The 2008-nt window shown below is 39.5% G+C and carries 3 protein-coding genes and 1 tRNA gene; 1 reads left to right on the forward strand and 3 read right to left on the reverse strand.

The window, feature by feature from the left end; genetic code table 11:
* The coding region (locus tag WAM07_RS01070; RefSeq protein ID WP_422164038.1) for an ABC-ATPase domain-containing protein at window positions 1–486 on the reverse strand (486 nt) is incomplete at its 3' end.
* A gap of 153 nt (window positions 487–639) precedes the next feature.
* Window positions 640–713: transfer RNA gene (locus tag WAM07_RS01075), tRNA-Gly, on the reverse strand.
* A 269-nt stretch (window positions 714–982) separates the two neighbouring features.
* Between WAM07_RS01075 and WAM07_RS01080 the strand changes: the two genes are divergently transcribed.
* Complete coding sequence (locus tag WAM07_RS01080) at window positions 983–1171, forward strand: hypothetical protein (protein WP_422164040.1); 189 nt, start codon at window positions 983–985, stop codon at window positions 1169–1171.
* A gap of 444 nt (window positions 1172–1615) precedes the next feature.
* Here the strand turns inward: WAM07_RS01080 and WAM07_RS01085 are convergent.
* Window positions 1616–2008 (reverse strand): RNA-guided endonuclease TnpB family protein (locus WAM07_RS01085; RefSeq protein ID WP_422164042.1); only part of this gene is annotated, 393 nt, incomplete at its 5' end.

The following is a 2008-nucleotide window of genomic DNA, read 5'->3' on the forward strand; positions in this document are numbered from 1 at the left end:
GGAAAAAACAGAATGCTGAATAATCTCAGGGATGACTTTGAAGAAGAGCTTGTCCGCTTCCCTGCCATTGATACGGCGTCCATTAGCCGGAAGGCCGATCGTGAGGCAGACCGTCATATCTTCTGGATTCAGGTTGACTGCGGCACGGTCCAGAATCTCCTGACCTGGACGATCTACAGCGACCATCCCGCTCTTTCCTGTTCCTTTCACATCTGTATGATTCTTGGCAATCGCTTTCGCTACAGCGCGGGCAATTCGATCTTCTGCATAAATCTTACGGCTTCTGCTTTCTTTCCATTCTTTTTGAATGGGACGTTTCTCATTTGGAATGCGAATTCTTATTTTAGAAGGTGCCGCGAAGGGATCACCTTGTACATAATCCATAAATACATCGTAATTCTGAAACGCGTGCTTTCCTTGAATATCTTTATATCCTTTATAACTTTTTCCGTCTATTTGTTTTAATTTCTGCTGTAATTGTTTCATTAACATGGATCCTCCTATTATGGTTGTGTCTATTATAGGGTGTATCCTTTTTTCCTCAATAAAAAACGCAATGCTTCGTTACCTCAATTAACGAAACACTGCGTTGGTTCACATAGTATAAAATAAAAGCAATCTCACTTTGAAAAAAGTGATTGGAGCGGGTGAAGGGAATCGAACCCTCATCATCAGCTTGGAAGGCTGAGGTTTTACCACTAAACTACACCCGCATGAAATGAGATTGGTTCGCCTCAACTGGAGTATGTTCCTCATTATAACAATCGCATTTTAACGATGCAACACGATTTTTACGAATTTTTGTCGAAAAATTCATATTCTGTTTACATGAAGATGGTAAAAGGGTAGTGCTCGCTGTTGGTTTTAACATTATATACCGATTTCCAGATTATTAAACTAGTCCATCCTCACTATTTTAATAATTCTGACAATTGAAACTTTTATTTACTGAATTCGTACATTATGTAAAGGAGCGATTCTAATGATCAATCTCTTTCTAGGTATCGGAATGCTGTTTTTAACCGGTGTAATCCTCTGGAGTTATAAATTCGATCCAAATAATGCTCTCGTTGTAAGTGCATCAAAGAAACAATTTATCCTCCTCATCACTGTTCTGACCCTGCTTACGTTGTATTTACTTTCAACAGGAGTTTACCATTCTTTCTTTTAGTAAGCTGTTGTTGATTAATCAACAACGTTTATCAATTCCCTAAATTAAATAAAATGACCACCAGTTATCACTAGTGGTCCATTAGGATATGATTATTCTCTATGGCTGTTTCGATTTAAATACAAATATCGTCGAAAACAAGAGAAAGGCCAGAAAGTTTAGTACGTCCACAGATAGTCTTAGAAGTTCAAATAGCACATTTGTATCCAAATCATCCTCACCTCCTATCTGGACAGACGGTGAGCATGCGTGCGATAAACTCTGATCCGATGAAAAGAAAAATCATTAGGAGATTAAGTAGGAGTTTAAGCTGTCTTATATCTTAAAATCTCCCAATATCCCATTTTTATACGGACAAATTTTGAACTACCCCCACTTACTCGCTGACACTCCTTGAAGTTGGGGGATTCCTAAGAGCACGAACCTAACGATTCGTTCAAATGATTAGGCTAGCCCCGTGGCACCGACGGTTGGAAGGATTCTTTTAATTTCCTTCAATATATTGAAACTCGCATTTAGATCGCGATCGTGGCGGGAGCCGCAATTCGGGCAGTTCCACGTTCGAACAGCGAGATTCTTTACCTCACTGTTTTGGTATCCGCACTTGGAACACAGCTGTGAACTCGCAAAAACTTTAGATACGGGTACCAACTGCTTCCCGTACCACTTTGCTTTGTATTCGAGCATAGACGTGAACATCGACCAGCTCACATCACTAATCGATTTGGATAGTTTTCGGTTTTTGAGCATATTGGAAATTTGAAGATTTTCTACCCCGATCACATCGTGGTTTTTGATGATTTCGGTAGAAATTTTATGCAGATAATCCTTGCGAGA

This window comes from Halobacillus sp., assembly GCF_049282395.1.
Lineage (GTDB): Bacteria > Bacillota > Bacilli > Bacillales > Halobacillaceae > Halobacillus.